General features: G+C 70.2%; 24 protein-coding genes. 14 read left to right on the top strand and 10 right to left on the bottom strand.

Annotation, left to right across the window (positions count from 1 at the left end; genetic code table 11):
• Positions 1-67 precede the first annotated feature (67 nt).
• Positions 68-988, top strand: a complete 921-nt coding sequence (locus ACFWHU_RS26700) for a slipin family protein (protein ID WP_385796435.1) — start codon at positions 68-70, stop codon at positions 986-988.
• An 8-nt stretch (positions 989-996) separates the two neighbouring features.
• On the opposite strand, the gene ACFWHU_RS26695 is transcribed toward ACFWHU_RS26700, so the two are convergent.
• Entirely contained in the window at positions 997-1599 is a 603-nt protein-coding gene (locus tag ACFWHU_RS26695) for a response regulator (RefSeq protein WP_387227776.1), read from the bottom strand.
• The gene (locus ACFWHU_RS26690) at positions 1596-2750 is read right to left on the bottom strand and encodes a sensor histidine kinase (protein WP_387227774.1); all 1155 of its coding nucleotides are present in this window, start codon (positions 2748-2750) and stop codon (positions 1596-1598) included. Before ACFWHU_RS26690 ends, ACFWHU_RS26695 begins: the two co-directional genes overlap by 4 nt.
• A 159-nt stretch (positions 2751-2909) precedes the next feature.
• Here ACFWHU_RS26690 and ACFWHU_RS26685 point away from each other — a divergent pair, with 159 nt between their 5' ends.
• Positions 2910-3794: an ABC transporter ATP-binding protein gene (locus ACFWHU_RS26685; RefSeq protein WP_385796441.1), complete on the top strand. Its 885-nt coding sequence runs from the start codon at positions 2910-2912 to the stop codon at positions 3792-3794.
• Between the two features lie 36 nt (positions 3795-3830).
• On the top strand, positions 3831-4550 hold the full coding sequence (locus ACFWHU_RS26680) for an ABC transporter permease (RefSeq protein ID WP_385796443.1): 720 nt from the start codon (positions 3831-3833) through the stop codon (positions 4548-4550).
• Between the two features lie 75 nt (positions 4551-4625).
• Here the strand turns inward: ACFWHU_RS26680 and ACFWHU_RS26675 are convergent, their stop codons facing one another.
• Positions 4626-5387, bottom strand: a complete 762-nt coding sequence (locus ACFWHU_RS26675) for a hypothetical protein (RefSeq protein WP_387227770.1) — start codon at positions 5385-5387, stop codon at positions 4626-4628.
• Between the two features lie 335 nt (positions 5388-5722).
• On the opposite strand from ACFWHU_RS26675, the gene ACFWHU_RS26670 reads away from it, so the two are divergent.
• From ACFWHU_RS26670 to ACFWHU_RS26660, 3 genes are all read left to right on the top strand, one after another.
• On the top strand, positions 5723-6202 hold the full coding sequence (locus ACFWHU_RS26670) for a helix-turn-helix domain-containing protein (protein WP_385796448.1): 480 nt from the start codon (positions 5723-5725) through the stop codon (positions 6200-6202).
• 17 nt (positions 6203-6219) lie between these two features.
• Positions 6220-6900 carry a hypothetical protein gene (locus ACFWHU_RS26665; protein WP_385796450.1) on the top strand — a complete coding sequence of 227 codons (681 nt, stop codon included), beginning with the start codon at positions 6220-6222 and terminating at the stop codon, positions 6898-6900.
• A gap of 103 nt (positions 6901-7003) precedes the next feature.
• Positions 7004-7345, top strand: a complete 342-nt coding sequence (locus ACFWHU_RS26660) for a DUF2516 family protein (RefSeq protein ID WP_385796638.1) — start codon at positions 7004-7006, stop codon at positions 7343-7345.
• A gap of 27 nt (positions 7346-7372) precedes the next feature.
• On the opposite strand, the gene ACFWHU_RS26655 is transcribed toward ACFWHU_RS26660, so the two are convergent.
• The 3 genes from ACFWHU_RS26655 to ACFWHU_RS26645 all read right to left on the bottom strand — a co-directional run bounded on the left by ACFWHU_RS26655 (position 7373) and on the right by ACFWHU_RS26645 (position 11180).
• The gene (locus ACFWHU_RS26655; protein ID WP_387227766.1) at positions 7373-8659 is read right to left on the bottom strand and encodes a PP2C family protein-serine/threonine phosphatase; all 1287 of its coding nucleotides are present in this window, start codon (positions 8657-8659) and stop codon (positions 7373-7375) included.
• Positions 8660-8960: 301 nt separating this feature from the next.
• A complete protein-coding gene (locus tag ACFWHU_RS26650) occupies positions 8961-10127 on the bottom strand; it encodes a C40 family peptidase (RefSeq protein WP_385796455.1) in 1167 nt (388 codons plus the stop codon).
• 201 nt (positions 10128-10328) lie between these two features.
• Positions 10329-11180, bottom strand: a complete 852-nt coding sequence (locus tag ACFWHU_RS26645; RefSeq protein ID WP_387227764.1) for a class I SAM-dependent methyltransferase — start codon at positions 11178-11180, stop codon at positions 10329-10331.
• 234 nt (positions 11181-11414) lie between these two features.
• Here ACFWHU_RS26645 and mshA point away from each other — a divergent pair, with 234 nt between their 5' ends.
• The 4 genes from mshA to ACFWHU_RS26625 all read left to right on the top strand — a co-directional run bounded on the left by mshA (position 11415) and on the right by ACFWHU_RS26625 (position 15023).
• Complete coding sequence (gene mshA, locus ACFWHU_RS26640; protein WP_385796460.1) at positions 11415-12758, top strand: D-inositol-3-phosphate glycosyltransferase; 1344 nt, start codon at positions 11415-11417, stop codon at positions 12756-12758.
• On the top strand, positions 12751-13335 hold the full coding sequence (locus tag ACFWHU_RS26635; RefSeq protein WP_387227761.1) for a YbjN domain-containing protein: 585 nt from the start codon (positions 12751-12753) through the stop codon (positions 13333-13335). Before mshA ends, ACFWHU_RS26635 begins: the two co-directional genes overlap by 8 nt.
• A gap of 104 nt (positions 13336-13439) precedes the next feature.
• Positions 13440-13748, top strand: coding sequence for a twin-arginine translocation signal domain-containing protein (locus ACFWHU_RS26630; protein WP_387227759.1), 309 nt, complete (start codon positions 13440-13442; stop codon positions 13746-13748).
• A gap of 12 nt (positions 13749-13760) precedes the next feature.
• Positions 13761-15023 carry a N,N-dimethylformamidase beta subunit family domain-containing protein gene (locus ACFWHU_RS26625; RefSeq protein ID WP_387227757.1) on the top strand — a complete coding sequence of 421 codons (1263 nt, stop codon included), beginning with the start codon at positions 13761-13763 and terminating at the stop codon, positions 15021-15023.
• A 4-nt stretch (positions 15024-15027) separates the two neighbouring features.
• Here the strand turns inward: ACFWHU_RS26625 and ACFWHU_RS26620 are convergent, their stop codons facing one another.
• Positions 15028-16398, bottom strand: coding sequence for an MDR family MFS transporter (locus ACFWHU_RS26620; RefSeq protein WP_387227755.1), 1371 nt, complete (start codon positions 16396-16398; stop codon positions 15028-15030).
• 133 nt (positions 16399-16531) lie between these two features.
• Between ACFWHU_RS26620 and ACFWHU_RS26615 the strand changes: the two genes are divergently transcribed.
• Positions 16532-17293, top strand: a complete 762-nt coding sequence (locus ACFWHU_RS26615) for a phosphoglyceromutase (RefSeq protein ID WP_164251520.1) — start codon at positions 16532-16534, stop codon at positions 17291-17293.
• 67 nt (positions 17294-17360) lie between these two features.
• On the opposite strand, the gene ACFWHU_RS26610 is transcribed toward ACFWHU_RS26615, so the two are convergent.
• Complete coding sequence (locus tag ACFWHU_RS26610; RefSeq protein ID WP_385796471.1) at positions 17361-17510, bottom strand: hypothetical protein; 150 nt, start codon at positions 17508-17510, stop codon at positions 17361-17363.
• 177 nt (positions 17511-17687) lie between these two features.
• Positions 17688-18368, bottom strand: coding sequence for a phosphate signaling complex protein PhoU (phoU, locus tag ACFWHU_RS26605; protein WP_383630591.1), 681 nt, complete (start codon positions 18366-18368; stop codon positions 17688-17690).
• Positions 18369-18647: 279 nt separating this feature from the next.
• On the opposite strand from phoU, the gene ACFWHU_RS26600 reads away from it, so the two are divergent.
• Together ACFWHU_RS26600 and ACFWHU_RS26595 are read left to right on the top strand one after the other, a co-directional pair.
• Positions 18648-19910, top strand: coding sequence for a sensor histidine kinase (locus ACFWHU_RS26600; protein ID WP_387227752.1), 1263 nt, complete (start codon positions 18648-18650; stop codon positions 19908-19910).
• Positions 19907-20587 (top strand): response regulator transcription factor, encoded by a 681-nt coding sequence (locus tag ACFWHU_RS26595; protein WP_030353388.1) that lies wholly within the window; start codon positions 19907-19909, stop codon positions 20585-20587. The genes ACFWHU_RS26600 and ACFWHU_RS26595 overlap by 4 nt, the downstream gene beginning before the upstream one ends.
• 114 nt (positions 20588-20701) lie before the next feature.
• Here ACFWHU_RS26595 and ACFWHU_RS26590 read toward each other — a convergent pair whose 3' ends face one another.
• On the bottom strand, positions 20702-21442 hold the full coding sequence (locus ACFWHU_RS26590) for a DUF461 domain-containing protein (protein ID WP_385796477.1): 741 nt from the start codon (positions 21440-21442) through the stop codon (positions 20702-20704).
• 648 nt (positions 21443-22090) lie between these two features.
• On the opposite strand from ACFWHU_RS26590, the gene ACFWHU_RS26585 reads away from it, so the two are divergent.
• A complete protein-coding gene (locus tag ACFWHU_RS26585; protein ID WP_003953493.1) occupies positions 22091-22573 on the top strand; it encodes a CarD family transcriptional regulator in 483 nt (160 codons plus the stop codon).
• The last annotated feature ends 343 nt before the right edge of the window (positions 22574-22916 follow it).

Raw genomic sequence — 22916 nt, 5'->3', positions numbered from 1 at the left:
TCGCCCATCGGGTCATTTCGGGCATATCGTTGTGAGTGGGACCTTCGTCTGGCACCAGGGGGTCATCATGGTCGAGGGACTGGTCATTGCGGTCATAGCCGTGATCTGCGTGTGCGTGATATTCGCGATGGCGTCCGCCCGGGTCGTCAAGCAGTACGAGCGCGGCGTGGTCTTCCGTCTGGGTCGGCTGCGCGAGGGCATCCGAGGACCCGGATTCACGCTGATCACCCCGTTCGTGGACAGGCTGAGCAAGGTCAACATGCAGATCGTGACGATGCCCGTCCCCGCACAGGACGGCATCACACGCGACAACGTCACCGTGCGCGTCGACGCGGTGATCTATTTCAAGGTGGTCGACGCGGCGGACGCGCTGATCCGGGTCGAGGACTACCGGTTCGCGGTCTCGCAGATGGCGCAGACCTCACTCCGGTCGATCATCGGTAAGAGCGATCTGGACGATCTGCTCTCGAACCGGGAGAAGCTGAACCAGGGCCTGGAGCTGATGATCGACAGCCCGTCCATCGGCTGGGGCGTACAGATCGACCGGGTCGAGATCAAGGACGTGTCGCTGCCGGAGACCATGAAGCGGTCCATGGCACGTCAGGCCGAGGCGGACCGTGAGCGCCGCGCACGAGTGATCAACGCGGACGCGGAGCTCCAGGCGTCGAAGAAGCTCGCCGAGGCGGCCGGGCAGATGTCCGACCAGCCTGCCGCGCTTCAACTGCGGCTGCTTCAGACCGTGGTGGCTGTCGCGGCCGAGAAGAACTCCACGCTGGTCCTGCCGTTCCCGGTCGAACTGCTCCGCTTCCTGGAGCGTGCCACACCCGCCGAAACGGCCCATGCCGTCGAGGCGGCCTCGGCCGCTCTGCGCTCCGAACCCCCTCCGGCCTCCAAGGCGGGAGGGCCGGAGAAGCAGGCGCCCGACAAGCAGGAGCTGGAGAAGCAGCCCATGGAGAAGCAACAGGGACGGGAGACGACGACCGTCTGAATCCGCGGTCAGAGCCAGTCGTGTTCCCGCGCGTACCGCGCCGCTTCGTGCCGGGTCCGCGTCTGCGTCTTCTGCATGGCGTGCGAGAGGTAGTTGCGTACGGTCCCTTCCGCCAGGTGCAGGCGGGAGGCGATCTCGGCGGCGGAGTACCCGTCGCCGGTCGCCCGCAGGACGTCGATCTCCCGCTCGGTGAGCGGGCAGTCGTCGACGACGGCGAGCGCGGAGACGTCCGGGTCGATCCAGCGCCTGCCCGCGTGCAGCGTGTTGATGACCGACGTGATGTGCGCGGGCTCGGCCGACTTGCTGACGAAGCCCTGGACTCCGAGTCTCAGGGCTTTTCGGAGCACTCCGGGTCTGGCATGGCGGGTCAGCATGAGGACCACCTGGTCCGGCCGCTCACGGCGGATCTGTTCGACGGCGCCGAGTCCGTCCACACCGGGCATCTCCAGGTCGATGACGAGCACGTCGGGCCGGTGCCGCAGCGTGGCACGTACGGCCGATTCGCCGTCGTGCGCCTCGGCGACCACGGTGATCTCGCCTTCGAGGGTCAGCAGCGCCGCGAGCGCCTTGCGGAGGAGCGCCTCGTCGTCGGCGAGCACCACGGTGGTCATCGGTCGTCGTCCTTCCGTGCCGAGGAGCGCGGCGCCGCCGCGCCCAGGTGGGCGAACTCGGCGGCCGTGACGAAGCGCCCGTTCTCCATCTCCACCGTCAGCTCGCCTCCGCTGTCACCCACGCGTTCCTTGAGAGTCGCCAGTCCGCCGAGCTCCGGCAGGGGAGCGTCCGGCGCACCGTCGTTGACGATGGTGATGCCCGACCGCGAGAGGGTGATCCGCACCCGCGTGGCCTGCGCGTGGCGCAGGATGTTGGTCGTCGTCTCGCGGAGCACCTGGCCGAGCAGCCCGTCGACCCTCTCGTCGACGGCCGCCTCACGGTTGACGCGTACGCGGATGCCCGCGGCCTCGAAGAGATTCTTCGCGTTCTCCAGCTCCACGGACAGATTGAGCCGCCGCTGTGCGTAGGCGAGTTGTTTCGTCTGGGCGATGGTGTCGCTGACCAGGGCGTACACCTCCCGCAGCTCCTCCTCCACGCGCCCGGTGTCGCGCCGCAGCAGCTTCTCGGCCAGCGCGATCTTCAGTTTCACCACATGCAGTGTGTGGCCCTGGATGTCGTGCAGATCGCCGGCGAACCGGACGCGTTCCCGGTAGACGGCCAGCTCCGCCTCGCGTTCCCGTGCCTCCTCGATGATCTCGTAGAAACGCCGGTTGGCGAACATGAGGCAGGTCGTCACGACGACGATGACCGTGGGGACGAGGACGTACCGGAGCAGAACGCCGGGAACGTCGTCCGGCGATTCCAGCAGCTTCGCCGCGCCCACGGCGGCGACGAACGCGGCCAGTCCCGCGGTCACCGCGCCCCGGTGGCGCGGCAGCCGGGCGACGAAGAACGGGACCACGATCGTCATGCCGTAGAACGCCCGGTGACTGTCGGCCACCAGCACGCCGAACGGCCACACCGCGGCGGTGACGATCAGACAGGGGAGTACGACGCGCGAGGTGTCGCCCGCCGTCCACCGTTCGAGGACCACCAGGGCCGCCACCACACCCAGGGCCAGGACGGCGGCTTCCCACCAGGTCCGGGCGTCGGCCGCGACCAGCGCCGCCCCGACGCCGGCGAGCGGCGGCAGGAACACGGCGAGGTTCCATCCACGCAGCCGCCCGTGCGTCGTCCCGATGTGCGCCAGGTGCGAGGGGCTGGTGTCCATGTGCGGCTTTCCGGATAGAACGGCGGAGTCGGCCCAGTATTCTTCCGGCGCCGCGGGTGACGCCAGTGACACCGTGTCATGCGTTCGCCCGAGGAATGTCATCACGAGTGATGACAGCACGCACTGCCGGACGGGCGTGATCACGGCTGGGATTGAGGCATGACCTCGACACCCGTCATCGACGTTGAACGTCTGAACCTCAACTACGGCGACTTCCACGCCGTGAAAGACCTGTCCTTCCAGGTGGGGAAGGGGGAGCTGTACGCGCTGCTCGGCACGAACGGGGCCGGTAAGACCTCGACCCTGGAGACGATCGAAGGCCACCGCAAGGCCACCTCGGGCACCGTCCGGGTCTTCGGGCACAGCCCGCGCGACCGGCGCGCCGTACGGCCCCGGATGGGCATCATGCTCCAGGAGAGCGGCTTCTCCCCGGACCTGACCGTAAGGGAGTCGGTCCGGCTGATCGGAAAGCTCTCCCAGCGCACGGACAGGGTCGAACGGGTGCTCAGCATCGTCGACCTCACACACAAGGCCACCACCATGGTGTCCCAGCTCTCCGGCGGCGAGAAGCGGCGTCTGGACTTCGCCACCGCCGTGTACGGGAGCCCCGAGCTGATCTTCCTGGACGAGCCCACCACCGGCCTGGACATCCAGTCGCGGGACGCTCTGTGGGACGCCGTGGACAAACTGCGCGAGGACGGTTCCACCGTCGTGCTCACCACGCACTACCTGGAAGAGGCCCAGCAGCGCGCCGATCGCATCGGGCTCATGCACAAGGGCACCTTTCACCAGGAAGGGACCGTCTCCGAGCTGACGCGGACCCTGCCCGCCGCCATCCGCTTCTCCCTTCCGGCCTCCGCGCCCGCACTGCCGCTGGGGGCCGCGCGCGACAGCGACGGGAACTTCCTCGTCGAGACCTTCGGCCTCCAGAACGACCTGTACGCCCTGCTCGGCTGGGCGCACGCCAACGCGATCGAGCTGCGGGAACTCCAGGCCGGACCGACCCGGCTCGACGACGTCTTCCGCTCCATCGGCAGCGAATAGACCACTCCCGGAACTTCCCAGAAGAGGACCTTCACCATGCTCTCCATCGCTCAGAGCGAGCTGACCCAGATCTCCCGGAACCGGCTGGTGCTGTTCAACAGCTTCATCATCCCGGTGGCGGCCTGCGCGTTCTTCGTCTACCAGCACGAGACCTTCGCCGACCTGCACAGCCTCGGGTACATCGCGGCGGTGGTGATGTACACCGTCACCGCGTTCGGGCTCTACGCCACCACGGTGACCACACTCGCCGCACGCCGGCAGAACCTCTTCCTCAAGCGGCTGCGCTCCACCCCGGCGAGCGACGCCGGTATTCTCTCCGGGCTGCTGCTCCCGGTCACCGTCCTCGCGGTGGTCCAGGTGACCGCGATCCTCGCCGTGCTGGCCGTGGTCGCGGGTTCACCGGCCAACGTTCCCTTGCTGGCGGCGGCGGTCGTCTCGTCGGTGATCATGATGCTCGGCCTGGGACTGGCCACGGCGGGAGTGACGAACTCCCCCGAGCACGCCCAGGTGACGACGCTGCCCGTCAGCCTCGGCGCCATCGCCGTCTCCAACTGGGTGGGCATCGCGGGCACCGAGGAGATGACCCTGCTCAAGCGGCTGCTCCCCGGCGGCTCGGCCACCGAACTGGCCATGAACGCCTGGAACGGCGGCGTTCCCGTGGCGGACTCCCTGCTTCTGCTGCTGCCCACCCTGGGCTGGGTCGTCGCCGCCGTCGCTCTGGCCTCCCGCTTCTTCCGCTGGGAACCGCGCCGCTGACCGGGCTGATGACCGCGCCGCTGACCGCACCGCCCCGGCGCCCCGAACACCTGAGCCCACTGCGACAACGGTGCCTCACTCCACGACGGGCGCGCTCACGCCGAGCCGGCCCGACAGCCGGACCAGCTCCTTCCGGGCGTTCTCGTACTCCACGACGTGCCCGGTCGTCCGGCGTGCCAGCGCCGCGTGGAGGCCGACGCTCTCGGCCCCGAGCCGCATCGCCTCACCCGCCGCATCCAGGCCCGCGCAACTGGGCAGCACCGCCCGGCGGAAGTCGCGCCGGTCCCGGTAGGCCGCGCTGAGTCCGGTCCCCGATTCCTCCGTCACGAGCCACCGTCTGCCTCTGACGCCCACGGCGGGCGGATGTCCGACGATCAGGCGGGCCATGACCATGCGGACCTCGGCGGCGCCCGCGATCCGTTCGGCCGGTGGGACGGAACCGATTCCGTACGGGTCGAAGCGGTCGAGCGCGGGCCCCTCCAACACATGGGCGACCTGCTGGGGGGCGCCGTGCGCGGGATCGGCCAGGTCACCGGCGGCGAGGGCGATGCGGGCATGGATGACGGCGTGCCGGTGGGCACCCGAGGCCGCGGCCGCCGGCATGGATTCACGGCTCAGGACTGTCAGCGCGTGACACGCGGCACTCAACTCGTCCTGTACCTCGGGCCGCGGGTGCGGGCCGGTCCGCAGCAGGCTGATGTACCAGTGCAGACGGTTGACGGCCAGGTGATAGGCGAGGCCGGTACGCCGTGCGTCGAAACCCTCCCCGGCGATCCGGGCCTGCCGCCAGGCGGTGAGCGCGGACTGAAGGGGCGCGCGTAAGTGCCGCCGGTTCACCCGGCGTCCCGCTCCGGGCGCTTCCCCGCGTCGAACTCGGGCGCGACCGTGCTCAGTTCCGCGTGGAGGGCGTCCGCCTCCAGCGCCTTACGCGGGTACCCGTCGACCGACATCCGCGACACCCCCTGGCGCGCCGCTCCGCGCACTTGGTGCGACTGACTGATACCCCAGCGTAATGGGGGTGGCGACACCGCACGTGGGAGTAGCCGAAATTGCCCGGCGCCTGGGGGCTGGGGCCAGGTCCCGCTGTCCGCCCCCGGCGGGTCGCTTGTTGCGTGGAACACTTTTGCAAGCGGGTGCTTGCAAAAGTTAGCAAGAGTGGGCACCCTGGAGCCATGGCATCACTCAACGTCGGCAATCTCGGTGGGTATCTGCGCGAACAGCGGCGCAACGCGCAGCTGTCGTTGCGGCAGCTCTCCGAGGCAGCCGGGGTGTCCAATCCGTATCTCAGCCAGATCGAACGCGGTCTGCGCAAGCCGAGCGCGGACATCCTGCAGCAGCTCGCCAAGGCGCTGCGGATCTCCGCCGAGACGCTGTACGTGCAGGCCGGGATGCTCGACGAGCGGGAGCGCGAGGAGCTGGAGACGCGTGCCGTCATCCTCGCCGACCCGTCGATCAACGAGCGGCAGAAGCAGGTGCTCCTGCAGATCTACGAGTCCTTCCGCAAGGAGAACGGGCTCGGCACGGAGACTACGGAGAGCGCGGAGGCGACCGCGGGACCGGCCGGTAAGGGCGCCGGTACCGGTGGCGGGGACGCCGACGAGGACACGCCCGGTACGGCCGGCGGCGGTGCCGTCACCCCACCCTCACACTGATCCGGAGGACCACAGTCATGGCCATCGCCGATGACCTGCGCAAGACGTTCAGCGACCCGACCCCCCTCTACTTCGCGGCCGGTACGGCGGATCTCGCCGTAGAGCAGGCCAAGAAGGTTCCGGGGCTGATCGAGCAGCTGCGCGCGGAGGCGCCGGGCCGTATCGACGCGGTGCGGAACGCCGACCCCAAGCTCGTCCAGGACAAGGTCGCCTCGCAGGCCAGGGAGGCGCAGACGACCGTTCAGTCCAAGGTCACCGAGGTGCTCGGATCGCTCGACACCGACCTGAAGAAGCTGGGCGAGAACGCTCAGGACCTGGCGCTGCGGAGCGTGGGCGTGGCCGCGGAGTACGCGGTCAGGGCCCGTGAGACGTACGAGAGGGTCGCCGAGCGCGGCGAGCAGTCCGTACGGAGCTGGCGCGGCGACGCCGCGGACGAGATGACGGAGATCGCCATCGCCGTCGAGCCCGGCACGAAGCAGACGGCCAAGCCGGCCGCGGCGAAGCCCGCCCAGGCCAGGTCCGCGCCCGCCAGGACCGCCCCGGCCAAGTCCGCGCCCGCCAAGCCCGCGGTCAAGAGCGAGACGAAGGCGGTGAAGCCGGAGGCCAAGGCCGCCGGGGCGAAGCCCGCCGCCAAGAAGGCGCCCGCCGCCCGTAAGCCGGCCGCCGCCAAGAAGGCCACGCCGCCCGCGGGCAAGTGACAGCGATATGGACGGACCGGGCACCCCACGGGTGTCCGGTCCGTTGTACGGGTACCTTGTCGGCACATGATTCGGACAGAAACAGGCGGTGGGCAACGTGTTGATGGCCGGCTTCGACGGGCTTGTGGCCATGTTGAGCATTCCGCTGACCGTGTTCGCCTGCTTCGCGCTGGTCGACGCGTTCATCCGGCGTGAGGACGCCTTCCGCGCCGCGGACAAGCAGACCAAGCCGTTCTGGCTGATCATTCTGGGCATCGCGCTCGTGGTGAGCCTGATCTTCCCGCTCCTCTCCTTCCTGCCGATCATCGGGCTCATCGCGGTCATCGTGTACTTCGTCGATGTGCGCCCCGCGATCAAGCAGACCGGCGGTGGCGGTGGCGGCCGGGGCCGCAGCGGGGGCTCCAGCAGCGACGGTCCCTACGGGCCGTACAACGGCGGCCGGTGACCACGGCCGACTCCGAGTGAGCCGGGGTCAGTGACCGCGCGGTGGTGAGACGGGCGTCTGCTCGGTCACCCGGCCGCGGTCCAGCAGCAGTACGGCCACGTCGTCCGTCAGCTCGCCGCCGTTCAGCTCCCGCACCTGCGCCACCGCGGCCTCCAGCAGCTCCTCGCCGCTGAGGCCCCGTGCCAGCTGGGCGGTGATCATCTCGACCATGCCGTCCTGGCCCAGCCGCTGCTTCGTGCCCGCTCCGACGTGGCCCTCTATCAGCCCGTCCGTGTACATCATCAGGCTCCACGCCTCACCCAGCTCGACCTCGCGGCGCGGCCAGCGGGCGCGCGGGAGCAGGCCGAGTGCGGGGCCGCCCTCGTCGTACGGCAGCAGCTCGGGCGCCCGGCCGGCGCGGACGACCAGCGGGGACGGGTGGCCGGCCAGACAGAGCCCCGCCCGCCGCCCGTCGGGCGCGATGTCGACCGTGCAGAGCGTCGCGAAGATCTCCTCGCTCTCCCGCTCGTGCTCCAGCACCTTCTGGAGCGTCGAGAGCAGGATGTCCCCGCTGAGCCCGGCGAAGGTCAGCGCCCGCCAGGCGATACGGAGCTCCACCCCCAGCGCGGCCTCGTCCGGGCCGTGGCCGCAGACGTCGCCGATCATCACGTGGACCGTGCCGTCGGGCGTACGGACCGTGTCGTAGAAGTCGCCGCCGAGCAGGGCGCGGGAGCGGCCGGGCCGGTATTTCGAGGCGAACCGCAGGTTCGACCCCTGGAGGAGCGGCGTGGGCAGCAGCCCGCGCTCCAGCCGGGCGTTCTCCTGCGCCCGCAGCCGGGACTCGGTGAGCTGGCGCTGCGCGACGTCCGCGCGTTTGCGTTCGACGGCGTAGCGGATGGCGCGGCTCAGCAGTCGGCTGTCGAGCTCGTCGCGGAAGAGGTAGTCCTGCGCGCCCACCCGTACGGCGGCGGCGGCGCGCTCGCTGTCGCCCTCGGCGGCCAGCGCGAGTACGGCGTGGCGGGGCGCGAGGCGCAGCACATGCTTGAGCGGCGCGAGTCCGTCGAGGTCGCCGTCGTCCCGGCCCGACAGGGCGAGGTCCACGAGGATGCACTGGATGTCGTCGGTGAGCAGCCGCTCGGCCTCGGTGAGGTTACGTGCGGTGCGGATACGGACCCGGGTGCCGGCCGCGTCGGGGAGTTCCGGTGCGCTGAAGGTGCCCGCGGGGTCGTCCTCGATGACGAGCAGCGTGAGGTCGCCGCCGGAGGTCTCCCGGGCGGGCGCACTCTCGACTGTCGAGCCCGTGCGCTGTCGCGGCACAGGTACAGGTACGGCCATCGGTCTGTGTGTCCTTCCCTCCCCCCGAGGGCGCGGTGCGGCGACGATCGACGCCCCACCGACCGGGACCTTAGCGGTAGCCGACGCCGGAAAGGAATGGCGTAAGGAACGCCGCGCGGAGAAGAACCCGCGTCATATGCCGCTTCCCGTCACGCATCCGGCGCGATCGGGGAGCCGGGGCGGGTCGAAACGGCCATGACAAACATCACGTGGGAGGAGAGCCGCGTGGGACGCACGGGGCAATCGCATCAAAAGGGGGCATAGGAGGCCGAGGGGTGGAGGGGGCGGCCAGGCGCCGTTCCTACTTGTCCGGCCTGACGACCCCGAGAATCACCATCGAACCCGCCCCCGTCAGCGTCACGTGCCGGCCCGGCCGCGGCGCGTGGACGATCGAGCCGTCGCCCACGTACATGCCGACATGGCTCGCGTCGTCGTGGTAGATGATCAGGTCGCCGGGCCGCATGTCCGCGAGGGGGATCCGGGGGAGCAGCCGCCACTGTTCCTGCGAGGTGCGCGGAATCACCGTGCCGGCCGCCGACCACGCCTCGGACGTCAGCCCCGAGCAGTCGAACGACGCCGGGCCCTCGGCGCCCCATACGTACGGCTTGCCGACCTGCGCCATCGCGTACTCGATCGCCTTCTTGCCCTGCGCGCTCGCCTCGCCGTTGATGTCCTTGAGCGCGCCCGAACTCAGCCAGGCCGCCTGCGCCTTGGCCGCGTCCTCCTGCTCAAGCATGAGCAACCGGTCGCGCTCCTCCTTCTCCAGCCCCGCCTCTATCTTCTTGGCGGCCTTGATCTGGCGCTGGATCTCCTTCTTCGCCTTCGCCTGCTTGACCCGGCTGGCTTCGAGCTTGGTCCACTCGGCGCCGGCCTTCTTCGTGTACGCCGTCAAGTCGTCCTGCGCATTGGTCATCTGACCGAGCAGGTCCCTGGTCGCCTTCTGGCCGCGCTGGACCCTGCCCGCCCCGTCGAGGAAGAGCTGCGGGTCGTCGGTGAGCATCAGCTGGGCCTCGGGCGGCAGTCCGCCCGCGCGGTACTGGGCGCGGGCCGCGGCGCCCGCCTGCTGCTTGAGCTTGTCGATCCGGACCTGGCCGTTGACGATCTCGCTGGCCAGCCTGACCAGTTCGGCCGACTGGTTGTCGGCGCGCTCCTCGGCGAGGTTGTACGCGTCGGTGGCCGAGGTGGCCCTGCCGTACAGCCCGTCGATCTTCCTGCGCACCGCTTCGAGCTTCGAGTCGTCCGCGGCGGGGGACTTGCCGTCCGCACCGGGCGGCAGGGACCGGTCGAAGGGGCGGGGCGCGACCGGCGGGTCGCTCGGCGAGGCCGGGGACGCCGGGGACATGGGGGAGGCGGGAGACGCTGGGGACGCGGGAGCCGCGTACGCCTGGTTCAGCAACGCCGGTGACGTGAGCACCGACAGAGCGCAGACGACCGTGATCGCGACTCTGACGCAGCGGCGTCGGTTCACAAGCTCCCCCTCCGGACAACTGTCTCGGCGACTGCTCTGCCGACTCTCGAAACTTTCTGCACATGTAAGGCCGAATACATCTGACTTACTGTCAGTAACTGTTCCCCGCCGACGTGATCGTGCCATGCCGGCCTCCGGAACGACAGAGGGCGATACCGGCCGACGGTCACATCTACCCCTCAGGGACGAACGGCCCGCCGCTCACGTTCCCTTGGGCGCGTCCCTTTCGCCCGAACCCGGCGCCAGCGCCGCCCACTCCACCGTCACTTCCCCCTGCCGCCATCTGCTCACGCCGCCGCCCGACGCCGGGCCGGCCAGCGGCCAGTCCGCCGACAGATCCCGTACGGCCCTGATCCACCGCTGCCGCGCGCCCAGCGATGCGTACGGGGCGGCAGCCGCCCACGCCCGGTCGAAGTCCCGCAGGAACGCGTGCACCGGTTCGCCCGGCACATTGCGGTGGATCAGCGCCTTCGGCAGCCGCTCGGCCAGATCCGATGGGCGGTCCAGCGAGCCGAGCCGGGTCGCGAAGGTGACCGTGCGCGGACCCTCCGTACCGAGGGCGACCCAGACATGGCGCCGCCCGATCTCGTCGCACGTCCCCTCTACCAGCAGCCCGCCGGGCGCGAGGCGCGCGCGGAGCCGGTCCCAGACCGCCGCGACCTCGCTCTCGTCGTACTGCCGCAGGACGTTCGCCGCCCGGATCAGCAGCGGCCGGCGGCCGTCGGGCAGGGGGGTCTCGAAGCCGCCGTGGACGAAGCTGAGCCCGTCCTCCTCGTACGGAAGCGCCGCCGCCACCCGCGCGGGCTCGATCTCGACGCCCACCACCTCGGTGCGCGGCTCGGCGGCCCGCAGTCGTTTCAGCAGTTCGACGGCGGTCCAGGGCGCGGCGCCGTATCCGAGGTCGACTGCGACGGGATCGGCCGAGCGGCGCAGCGCGGGGCCGTGTACGGCGGCGATCCAGCGGTCCATGCGGCGCAGCCGATTCGGGTTGGTTGTGCCGCGTGTGACCGTGCCCACGGGGCGGCGGGGCGAGGAGGGCGGGCGCGCGGGCATGGGGACGAGCCTAACGACGCGCCGGACGCCGCCCGCCGGACGGTTGGCCGCCGTCGCCCCCTTCGCGACCGCCCTCACCGCCCGCCGGGTCCCCGGAACCCCTGTCCAGGGTTGAGCAACCAACGGCAATGATTCGGTAAAGCCGGAAATGAAAGAGAGCATTCCGGTGTTGCCCCGTCCCAGAGGGTTCCCACGCCCTCTCCTTGCCATGCTCCGAGCGAGAGGTCCTTCGACGTGAGCCAGTACGTGTCCAGGCTTGCCGGCACCCTGGTGTCACCACCCCGGCTCCGGATTCCCGGCCACCCCCGCAAACCGCGGCGGATCGCCATGCTCAGCGTCCACACCTCCCCGCTGCACCAGCCGGGGACGGGCGACGCGGGCGGCATGAACGTCTACATCGTCGAGCTGGCCAAGCGGCTGGCCGCCATCAACATCGAGGTCGAGATCTTCACGCGCTCGACCATCGGCGGGCTGCCGCCGAGCGTGGAGCTGGCGCCGGGTGTGCTCGTACGGCACGTGGACGCCGGTCCGTACGAGGGCCTGGCCAAGGAGGAGCTTCCCGCGCAGCTGTGCGCGTTCACGCACGGTGTGATGCAGGCGTGGGCCGGCCAGCGCCCCGGCTACTACGACCTCGTCCACTCCCACTACTGGCTCTCCGGCCACGTCGGCTGGCTCGCCGCCGAGCGCTGGGGCGCGCCCCTCGTGCATGCCATGCACACCATGGCCAAGGTCAAGAACGCCGCTCTCGCCGAAGGCGACACACCTGAGCCCCCGGCCCGGGTCATCGGCGAGACACAGATCGTGCGCGCCGCCGACCGGCTGATCGCGAACACCTCCGAGGAGGCCGACGAACTCGTCCGCTTCTACGAAGCGGACCCCGGCAAGGTCGCGGTCGTCCACCCCGGTGTGAACCTCGACCTCTTCACTCCCGCCGACGGCCGCGCGGCGGCGCGCGCCCGGCTCGGGCTGCCGCAGGACGCGTTCGTCCCGCTCTTCGCCGGCCGGATCCAGCCGCTCAAGGCCCCCGACGTCCTGCTACGGGCCGTGGCCGTCCTGCTGGACCGTGACCCCTCCCTCCGTAGAAGGCTGGTCGTCCCGGTCGTGGGCGGGCCGAGCGGCAGCGGTCTGGCGAAGCCGGAGGGGCTGCACAAGCTCGCGGCCAGGCTCGGTATCGCCGACGTCGTACGGTTCCGTCCGCCGGTCGGCCAGGAAGGGCTCGCCGACTGGTTCCGCGCGGCGTCCGTGCTGGTCATGCCGTCGTACAGCGAGTCCTTCGGACTCGTCGCCATCGAGGCGCAGGCGGCGGGGACGCCGGTGGTCGCGGCCGCCGTGGGCGGTCTGCCGGTGGCGGTGCGCAACGGCCAGACCGGCTTCCTGATCCCCGGCCACGAGCCGGAGGCGTACGCCCAGGCGCTCGCCCGCTTCATCGACCGGCCCGAACTCGTGGACCGGATGGGGCTGGCGGCCTCGCGGCACGCGCAGTCCTTCGGCTGGGACACGGCGGCCTCCGCGACGGCGGACGTCTACACGGCAGCCGTGCATGATCACCGGGGTCGCGTACGCTCGCACCATGGCTGACGAAGCGCGAGCCGACGCGAACGGAAGCACCCCCGCCGCCGGGAGGGTCCCCACCGGGACCGTCCCAGCCGCCGACCTCGTCGAACGGGCCCTGAAATCCGCCGCCCACGACTCCGGGCTGAAGTGGGAGAGCCCCGAACCCGGCTCCTTCGTCGTCACGCTGCCCGGCACCCGCAAACTCTCCACGACCTGCTCCCTGCGCGTCGGCAGGCACTCCCTGTCGGTCAACGCCTTCGTCATCCGGCACCCGGACGAGAACCAGGAAGGCGTCCACCGCTGGCTGCTGGAGCGCAACCTCAAGCTGTACGGGGTGGCGTACGCGGTCGACCGGCTCGGCGACATCTACCTCTCCGGCAAGCTGCCGCTGTCCGCCGTCGGCGAGGACGAGGTGGACCGGCTGCTCGGCTCCGTACTCGAAGAGGCCGACGGCTCCTTCAACACCCTGCTGGAACTGGGGTTCGCGGCCGCGATCCGCAAGGAGTACGCGTGGCGGGTCTCCCGTGGCGAGTCCACGCGGAACCTCGACGCCTTCACGCATCTGACGCGGCAGCCGAACGGGACCCCGCCGACCGGCTGAAGTCGCCCCCGGACCGGGCACATTCGGCCCTCCCGGGGTCGCCCGCCGGCACGTGCCCGCCGAAGATCGTGCTGACAGTTGGGGGCTGACACCGGGACGGGCCGATGGGCGACGACGCAGAGCACCGTGACCACCGGGAGCACGGGGAGCCCCCGGAGCACGGCGAGCACCCCGGGCGACTGGACCGTCGGCGCTTTCTGGGCGCCGCCGCCGCGGGAGCCGCCGGGATCGCCGTGGGCGCGGTGGCCGGCTGCGACTCCCCGGCGGACGGGGGCCCCGAGGTCGCGCCCAGCCGTACCGGCGCCGACGCGACGGCCGACGGGGCGGCCGAGCGGGCGCGGTCCGGCAGTCCCGACTGGCGCATCCGGCCCGTGGGACCGCCCGAGGCGGTCGAGGGGTACACGGCACGGTGAGCGTGGAGCCGGGTGACGAGTTCGGTCTCCACGTCTCGACCACCGCACCCCGCTTCCGGGTCTCGGCCTACCGGGTCGGCTGGTACGGCGGGGCCCAGGCCCGGCTCCGTGCGGGCGGACTGGGAACATACGCTCACCGTCCGCGCCGACGGCTGGCCGGAGGGCGCGTACCTGCTGCGGCTGGACGCTTCGAGCGGACACCAGCGATACGTCCCGCTGATCGTCCGCTCGCCGAGCGCCGCCGGCCGGACGGTGCTGATGCACGCCCCCGCGACCTGGCAGGCGTACAACCTGTGGGGCGGTTACAACCTCTACCAGGGCAAGGACGGCGCGTACGGGGCCCGCTCACTGGCCGTCAGCTTCGACCGGCCGTACGACAAGAACGGCGCCGACAACTTCCTGGTCTACGAACGCGCCGCCGTGGTCCTCGCCGAACGCCTCGGCATCCCGCTGGCGTACACCACGGGCGTGGACGTCCACCTCACCCCGGCGGTGCTGCGCGGCGCCTCGGCCGTGGTCTCGCTGGGCCACGACGAGTACTGGACCCCCGAGCAGCGACAGCACGTCACCCGGGCCCGCGACACCGGAACCAACCTGGTCTTCCTCGGCGCCAACACCTGCTTCCGCCGGATCCGGCTGGAGCGGGAGGGCGACAGCGGTCCCGTCCGTACGGTCGTCTGCTTCAAGACCGACTACGAGAAGGATCCGTACCTCGTCGAGCACCGCACCATGGTGACCACCGACTTCCGCGCGGCCCCCGCCGCCGACCCGGAGTCGTCCCTGACCGGCGTCCTGTACGAGGGCTTCCCCACCGACGCCCCCTATGTCGTCCACGGCGCGGACCACTGGATCTTCGAGGGGACCGGGGTGCGGCGCGGCGACTCCTTCGACCACCTGGTCGGCGTGGAGTACGACCGGGTGACCCCGGAACAGCCCACGCCGTCGCCGCTGGAGATCGTCGCCCACTCCCCGCTGGTCTGCCAAGGCCGTGACAGCCACGCCGATTCCGCGTACTACACCGTCCCCAGCGGTGCGGGCGTCTTCGCCTCCGGGACGATGCGGTGGGTCGAGGGCCTGATGGCGGGGAGCGGGGAGAACGGCCGCAACCACAGGATGGACGCGCGCACCGGCGCCTTCGTCACCCGTACCACCGAGAACGTGCTCCGGGCCTTCGCGGCGGGTCCGGCCGGGCGGACCAGACCGGCGAAGGACAACGTGCGGAGCGTGTACGGGCACGAGGCGACGGAGAGCCGGTCATCGGCCACGGTGACCTGAGCGCTCAGAGCCGTTCGGTCGCCTCGCTCAACACGACCGGAGCCGCGACGGGTTCGGCGCCCTCGTCCGCCCCGTTCCCGTCCACGTCCGCCCCGTTCCCGTCGACCCCGTTCCGGTCCACGTCCGCCACGCCCTGGTCCACCACGCTCCGGTCGACCTCGCCCGCCGGCAACGCCCGCATCAGCAGCCAGTAGCCGCCCGCCGCGACCGTCCCCAGCACCGCGCACGCGCCCCACAGCCAGTCGGCGCCGTAGTGGTCGATCAGGAAACCCGCCATCAACGGCGCGATCAGACCGGCCACCGCCCACGACATCGTGTACATGCCCTGGTAGCGGCCCCGCCCGTCGACCGGCGAGAGCCGGACCACGAGGCTGGTCTGCGTCGGGGCGTTGACGATCTCGGCCAGGGTCCACACGCACACCGCCAGCGCGTAGACGGCCAGCGACCCGGCGAAGGCCGTCAGCCCGAAGCCGTACCCCGCGACCGCCGAGGAGAGGATCAGCAGCCGGCGGGTGTCACGGTGCTCGATGAAACGGGTCACCGGGATTTGGAGGACCACGATCAGTACGCCGTTGAACGCGATGACCATCCCGAAGTCGGAGCTGCTGAACCCGTCCGCCCCCATCGCGACCGGCAGCCCCACGAACGCCTGCTGGAAGATCAGCGCGACCACGAACGACAGCCCGACGACACCCATGAAACGGCCGTCCCGCAGGACCGTCCCCATCCCGGTCTCCGGCGCGCTCCTGCCGTCCACGAGGACGCGTTCGGGCCGGGACTCCGGCAGTTTGATGTAGATCAGTACGGCGCAGGCCAGCGTCAGCGCGGCCTCGCCGAGGAATCCGGCCAGATAGCTGTACTCGGCGATGAAGCCCGCCACACCCGCCGAGACCGCGAACCCCAGGTTGATCGCCCAGTAGTTGAGCGAGAACGCCCGCACCCGGTCCTCGGGCTTCACGATGTCCGCCATCATCGCCTGTACCGCGGGGCGCGAGGCGTTGGAGGTCATACCGACCAGGCACGCGACGCCGGCGATGGCCACGGGGTGCTGCACGAAGCCGAGCAGCGCCACGGACGCGGCCGTCGACGACTGCGCGATCAGCAGTGTGGGCCGCCGCCCGAGCCGGTCGGTCATCACCCCCGCGCCGACCGCGGAGATGACACCGCCGAGCCCGTGGAGCGCGGCGACGAGACCGGCGTACGACGCCGAATAGCCGCGCTCCACGGTCAGATACAACGCCATGAAGGTGGTGACGAACGCGCCCAGCCGGTTGACCAGCGTGCTCGTCCACAGCCACCAGAACTCACGCGGCAGCCCCGCGACGCTCCTTCTGACGCTCTCCCCCGCGGCGCGTCTGAGTGCGGCGATGGACATGCGGCGTTCCCCCCGAGGACTCCGGCGTTGTAAGTGGCCGAACGGCCAACCGCAACTTACGTACGGGCGTCGCCGAGCCGCCAGTCAATTGACGGCAGCCGTCAATCGGAAACGTTCGATTAGGCTCGGCCCCATGGCCGACGCACCGTACAAGTTGATCCTCCTCCGCCACGGCGAGAGCGAATGGAACGCGAAGAACCTGTTCACCGGCTGGGTGGACGTCAATCTCACGGACAAGGGCGAGAAGGAGGCCGTGCGCGGCGGTGAGCTGCTGAAGGACGCCGGTCTGCTGCCCGACGTCCTGCACACCTCCCTGCAGAAGCGCGCGATTCGCACCGCCACGCTGGCGCTGGAGTCCGCCGACCGCTCCTGGATCCCCGTCCGCCGCTCCTGGCGCCTGAACGAGCGGCACTACGGCGCGCTCCAGGGCAAGGACAAGGCGCAGACGCTCGCCGAGTTCGGCGAGGAGCAGTTCATGCTCTGGCGCCGCTCGTACGACACCCCGCCGCCGGAGCTGGAGGACGGCACCGAGTTCTCGCAGAGCGACGACCCGCGCTACGCGACGATCCCGCCGGAGCTGCGCCCGCGCACCGAGTGCCTCAAGGACGTCGTCGTCCGCATGCTGCCGTACTGGTACGACAGCATCGTCCCGGACCTGCTGACGGGCCGTACGGTCCTGGTCGCCGCCCACGGCAACAGCCTGCGCGCGCTGGTGAAGCACCTGGACGGAGTCTCGGACGCGGACATCGCGGGCCTCAACATCCCCACGGGCATCCCGCTCGCCTACGACCTGGACGCCGAATTCCGCCCGCTCAAGCAGGGCGGCACCTACCTGGACCCGGACGCGGCGGCGGCCGCGATCGAGGCCGTGAAGAATCAAGGCAAGAAGAAGTAGTACGCGAGGAGTAGCAGGGCCCGGTCCGGGTGGAGGTCTTCACCACCGGACCGGGCCCTTGTCCGTGTCAGCCGCAGCTGCCCGCACAGGCGCACGGCGAGCCCGACTGGCAGCCGCAGCCGCAGCCCGAGCCGCAGCCGCAGGCGCCGAGGATCGGCAGCCGCACCCGTTCGACGGGCGCTTCCTGCTGGGTATCGGTCATGGTGGACTCGGCCATGGTTCCTCCTCGAAGGTGTGCACGGGCGAACGTGGGTGCGTCTTCGCTCATTGCATCGGCACCATGGCGGGCGCATCAACGGCGCATGCGCGCAGGCGCCCCCCAAAGTCACCCCGGCACGCCCCTGTGCGCCCCCCATGGCCCCATCCCACGAAGCCCATGCGGCACATCCGGCCCTCAGGCCCCTTCGACCGGAGCCTCCGCCTGCTGGATCTCGTCCGCGTGCTCACCCGTCACCAGATAGACCACGCGCTTGGCCACCGACACCGCGTGGTCGGCGAACCGCTCGTAGTACCGGCCGAGCAGCGTGACGTCCACCGCCGTCTCGATGCCGTGCTTCCAGCGGTCGTCCATCAGGTGCTGGAACAGCGTGCGGTGCAGCAGATCCATCTCGTCGTCGTCCTGCTCCAGCTGGAGCGCCAGATCGACGTCCTTGGTGATGATGACCTCGGCCGCCTTCGCCATCAGCCGCTGCGCGAGCTGCCCCATCTCCAGGATGGTCGCGTGCAGGTCGTGCGGCACGGCGTTCAGCGGGAAGCGGAGCCGGGCCAGCTTGGCGACGTGCTGCGCCAGGTCGCCCGAGCGCTCCAGGTCCGCGCTCATCCGCAGCGACGTGACCACGATCCGCAGATCGGTGGCGACGGGCTGCTGCCGCGCCAGCAGCGCGATGGCCCTCGCCTCCAGGTCGTGCTGGAGGTCGTCGACCTTCTGGTCGCCGGCGATCACGCTCTCGGCGAGCTTCAGGTCGGCGTCGAGCATGGACGTGGTGGCGCGCCCGATCGCCGACCCGACCAGCCGGGCCATCTCGACCAGGCCCTCGCCGATCGAGTCAAGTTCCTCGTGGTACGCGTCCCGCATGGGTGTCCCTCTCTGGATTTGCCTGCTGGTGGTCCGGGGGTGTCCGAGTACGTCGAAATGGCTCCCGAACAGCACCGTCCTCGTCGCACGGACCGGCGACGGACCGTCCGGGGTGGGGGCTGTCGAACCCCCACGGTCCCACGTTCGGGCCGTCAGGAGTCCGGATGCTCCCTCCCAAGTGAACCGGCACTTTCTCCACGGTGAACTCTGGGCGACGAGTGTTCGAGAAGACACCTGTACGGCTGGGAGAGTGCCGCTGACCGCGCATAACCTGGATACATGGACGTGAACGCGGCAGTCGCCGCAGTGGCAGCGATCGCCGGGGCGTGTACCGGCGTGATCGCCATGCTGGCGTTCCGCTGGAGCGAGCGCGACCAGGCCAGGCCCACCCGTAGCTCACTGCATACGGAGGCCGGCCTTCCGCCCGGCGTCGACACCGTGCTCTCCGTTCTCCGCTCCTCCGCCGTCGTGCTCGACGAGAGCGATTCGGTGGTCAAGGCCAGCTCGGCCGCGTACGCGCTGGGCCTGGTCAGAGGCGGCAAGCTGGCCGTCGACCCGATGCTGCACATGGCGCGCGACACCCGCCGCGACGGCGAGATACGCCAGGTGGAGCTCGATCTTCCCCGGCGCGGCACCGGCCGCGGCGAGGCCCTGGCCGTATCGGCGCGGGTGGCGCCGCTCGGCTCCCGCCTCGTCCTGCTCCTGGTCGAGGACCTCACGGAGGCGCGCAGGATCGAAGCGGTCCGGCGTGACTTCGTGGCGAATGTCAGCCATGAGCTCAAGACCCCCACCGGGGCGCTCTCCCTGCTCTCGGAGGCCGTCATGGACGCCTCCGACGACCCCGAGGCGGTCACCCGCTTCGCCGGCCGCATGCAGATCGAGGCGACCCGGCTCACCAACCTCGTACAGGAACTCATCGACCTCTCGCGGGTGCAGAACGACGACCCTCTGGAGGACGCCGAGCCGGTACGGGTGGAGGAACTCGTCGCCGAGGCCGTCGACAGGTCCCGGCACGCGGCCTCCACCAAGCAGATCACCATGGCCGCCGGTGGCGCCGCCGATCTGCGAGTCTGGGGTAATCGCGGCCAGCTGGCCGCCGCCCTCGGCAATCTCGTCGAGAACGCCGTCAACTACTCCCCGGCCCGCACCCGTGTGGGCATCGCGGCGCGCCGTGTGGCCGCGCCCGGCGGGGATCTGATCGAGATAGCCGTCACCGACCAGGGGATCGGCATCTCCGAGAAGGACCGGGAACGCGTCTTCGAGCGGTTCTACCGCGTCGACCCGGCCCGCTCCCGAGCCACCGGTGGTACGGGCCTCGGCCTGGCCATCGTCAAGCACGTGGCCGCCTCGCACGGCGGAGAGGTCACGATGTGGAGCTCCGAAGGCCAGGGCTCCACCTTCACCCTGAGGCTCCCCGAGGCGGGCGCCGGACGGGACCGCACGCTCACCGGCCCGGACGAAGACGCCCAGCGCCGCTTTCATCACGACGTCAACGATCTTGACCAATCGACTGAGATCCCTGCCCCGGAGGTCCTTCCGTGACCCGAGTGCTCGTCGTCGAGGATGAGGAATCCTTCAGCGACGCCCTTTCCTACATGCTCCGCAAGGAAGGCTTCGAGGTCGCGATCGCGACCACCGGGCCCGCGGGGCTCGACGAGTTCGAACGCAACGGCGCCGATCTCGTCCTCCTCGACCTGATGCTGCCCGGTCTGCCCGGCACCGAGGTGTGCCGGCAGCTGCGCGGGAAGTCCAATGTTCCGGTGATCATGGTGACCGCCAAGGACAGCGAGATCGACAAGGTCGTCGGCCTGGAAATAGGAGCCGACGACTATGTGACCAAGCCCTTCTCCTCGCGGGAGCTGGTGGCGCGCATCCGCGCGGTGCTGCGCCGCAGGGGCGAGCCGGAGGAGGTCACGCCGGCCGCCCTGGAGGCGGGGCCGGTCCGGATGGACGTGGACCGGCACGTCGTGACGGTCTCCGGCGGCAAGGTCGACCTGCCGCTGAAGGAGTTCGACCTCCTGGAGATGCTGCTGCGCAACGCGGGCCGGGTGCTGACACGTATGCAGCTCATCGACCGGGTCTGGGGCGCGGACTACGTGGGGGACACCAAGACCCTCGACGTCCACGTCAAGCGGCTGCGCGCCAAGATCGAGCCGGATCCGGGGGCGCCGCGGTATCTGGTGACGGTGCGCGGTCTCGGCTACAAGTTCGAGCCGTAAACCGGCGGATCTCACTCGTCACATGTGTTCACACGTGTAAGGGCGCCGCACCGGAATCCGGTGGGCGCCCTTACACGTACGAGTGCCGCGACGCGGCGCTGTCGGTGCCCGTTCTCAGTGCTCGGTGTTCGAGGACGCCGAGGCGGAGTCCGTCGGCGTCGACTGCTCGCCCTCCTCGGTGCCCTGGTCCGCGCCCTCGGCGGTGCCACCGGGCGCCTCGGACTCGCCGTTGGCGTTCCCGTCCGTCTCCCCGTCGCCGGGTGCGCCGGAGGCGCCGTCGGACGGGGAGCCCGAGGGCGAACCGCTCGGCTCTTCCGAGGGACCGGTCGACGGCGAGGGCGGTGCGCTCGGCCCGAAGCCGGTGAAGGGGCCGGTCGCAGGGACCACGAAGGCGTCGAGCTCGACGTCGCCGGTCTCGCTGAACTGGAACACGACCCGCTGGGCGTCGCCGTTGCGCGCCGGCTCGTCGCCGGTCTCGATCACGGCGGAGGCGTTGCCCTCGCCGCCGATCAGGATCGAGCCGTTGGCGGGCACCGTGAGCGGTCCCTTGCCCTTGACCGGGGTGATCTTCACCGTGTTGCCGCTGCCCGGCAGCGTGATGGCGTCGAGCGTCTGCTGGGTGCGGCCGTTGTTGAAGAGCTTCGCCGTGATGACGGCGGGGCCTTCGGTGGTGGCCTTGGGCTGAGTGACGACCGTGGCGTTCTGGACGCTGATGTCGCCGATCGAGGTCGAGGCGTTGTCAGGTCGGACGCCGAGCGTCTGCGCGTTGTTGCCGGCACCGCACGCGGCGAGCGAGGCGATCGAGAACGCGATGGCAGACGCGGCGAGGGTGCCGCGTCGAAGGCTGCGGCTCACGGCGGCGGCAACTCCTTGGACTTGGACGTGCGGACGGGCTGAGACGCTGACGCTGGTCCAGCGGGCCCAGGTTACCGAGCCCCTGTCGGGGCCCCGCACCCGACCCGCCCTCTACGGCGCCCGGCCCGCCGTGGAGACGACCGGGGAGTGAGGTCCGAAGTGAGATCGGGAGCGGGATCCGGAGCGGGATCGGGCCGAGGTCCGAAGTGACGCGGAAGTAAGTGGCCACGGCATGTTTAGTACGCCGTTCACATAAGTCCGGTGATCAATTCCCTGACCCGACACACATTCCTTACGAATAGCGCCGGATAGCTTCGTAAACCTTCGGTGATCAAATTCGGATTGGGTTCGCACTTCCGTCCGCACGCGTGACCGACATCCGAACGGAGCAGGGGAAGTTCAGCCTTCGGAACCAGACATATAGGGACGTTCGGCCCATCGTGGCGGGGTTCGGGGCGGTGGAACACGTGTGTTTCTGTCCGGCTTCGTAGCCGCTCCCACCTGCGAATACCTCGTTCCGGAAGCCGCTCGCAGCACGTTCCTATTGCTGTTGTCAAGCCCCGAGATGCGCCCTGACCTGCGAAAACGCCATTCAGAACAGGCCGTTCCCGTGTTACCCTGGATAGCCACGGAAGGGGTACCTGTCACATGACGTTCAAGGTTGGCGACACCGTGGTCTATCCCCATCACGGGGCCGCGCTGATCGAGGCTATCGAAACTCGTCAGATCAAAGGCGTGGACAAGACCTACTTGGTGCTCAAGGTCGCCCAGGGCGACCTGACGGTTCGTGTCCCGGCGGACAATGCGGAGTTCGTCGGAGTGCGCGATGTGGTCGGTCAGGATGGGCTGGACCGAGTCTTCGAGGTGCTCAGGGCACCGTACGCGGAAGAGCCGACGAACTGGTCCCGGCGCTACAAGGCAAATCTTGAGAAGCTCGCCTCCGGCGACGTCATCAAGGTCGCCGAAGTGGTCCGCGACCTCTGGCGTCGGGAACGAGAGCGTGGACTCTCCGCAGGTGAGAAGCGCATGCTTGCCAAGGCGCGCCAGATTCTGGTGAGCGAGCTGGCTCTCGCGGAGAACACGAACGAGGACAAGGCCGAGGCTCTGCTCGACGAGGTCCTCGCGTCCTGACCGGGTCCTGACCCGGACGTCCCGGCTGTCGTACGCGGTCGATGTGCGCGTCACGCGCGCACCGACGCGGAGCAGCAGCCGGGCGTGAAGCAGGAACAGGCATCAATGCCGCGGTGCCCGCTGACCAGCAGTGATTCATATGCTGCGTCGCCGGGCACTGCGGCATGCCCGGAAGAGTCGGCAGGTCCCACGGCAGGCCCGCCAAGTGAAATTGTCTTCGGCGAGATCTCTTCACGAGCCTCGTCCGGCCCTAAGATCTACTCGGATGTGACACCGCGTCACAACCGAATTTTCCCCGCAGTCCCCGTATCCGTACTCGAATCCGACACGCGCCTGCGCCCGA

The sequence above is a fragment of the Streptomyces sp. NPDC060366 genome (assembly GCF_042725135.1).
GTDB lineage: Bacteria > Actinomycetota > Actinomycetes > Streptomycetales > Streptomycetaceae > Streptomyces.
Note: the sequence above shows the minus strand (reverse complement) of the source record. Positions and strands in the feature narration are given on the sequence as shown.